Source organism: Limnohabitans planktonicus II-D5 (genome assembly GCF_001270065.2).
Classification (GTDB): Bacteria; Pseudomonadota; Gammaproteobacteria; order Burkholderiales; family Burkholderiaceae_C; genus Limnohabitans_A; species Limnohabitans_A planktonicus.
This window is the reverse complement of sequence record NZ_LFYT02000135.1, coordinates 1-646: the sequence shown is the minus strand read 5'-3', so window position 1 is coordinate 646 and position 646 is coordinate 1. Positions and strand designations below refer to the sequence as shown.

The window sequence follows — 646 nt, the reverse complement described above, 5'->3', positions numbered from 1 at the left end:
CTCCGACGTTTGTCCGCTTCGGCACAGGCCCCATGTCGGGGTCTTCGACCACCGACCTACGCATACCGCGCCCGCCGTAGGTCGGTAGCTTTAGCTCCGACGTTTGTCCGCTTCGGCACAAGCCCCATGTCGGGGTCTTCGACCACCGACCTACGCATACCGCGCCCGCCGTAGATCGGTGGCTTTAGCTCCGACGTTTGTCCGCTTCGGCACAAGCCCCATGTCGGGGTCTTCAACCGCCGACCTACGCATACCGCGCCCCCTGTAGGTCGGTAGCTTTAGCTCCGACGTTTGTTCGCTTCGGCACAAGCCCCATGTCGGGGTCTTCGACCACCGACCTACGCATACCGCGCCCCCTGTAGGTCGGTAGCTTTAGCTCCGACGTTTGTACGCTTCGGCACAGGCCCCATGTCGGGGTCTCGGCCGTTTTCAAGCTAGTTGTCGCATTTATTTTGGTGGTTCAGGCTGGTTTTCGTAAGTTTTTATTCTCCGTGGGTTTAGGGGTATGGGGATTGAGGTGGACTTCGTTGACCGGGTGCCAATTGCGTGCAGTTGCGGACCATCGGTTCGGATTGGCCTGTCGGGCAGCAGCGTAAACATCCTCGCGCTTTGCAAGCATTGGCCCGTCAAGCCCTGCGTGGCGCTG

General features: G+C 60.4%; 1 pseudogene. It reads right to left on the bottom strand.

Going from position 1 to position 646, the window contains the following annotated elements:
- Nucleotides 1–460: 460 nt before the first annotated feature.
- Nucleotides 461–646: pseudogene (locus tag H663_RS42120) on the bottom strand (hypothetical protein); the annotation flags it as partial.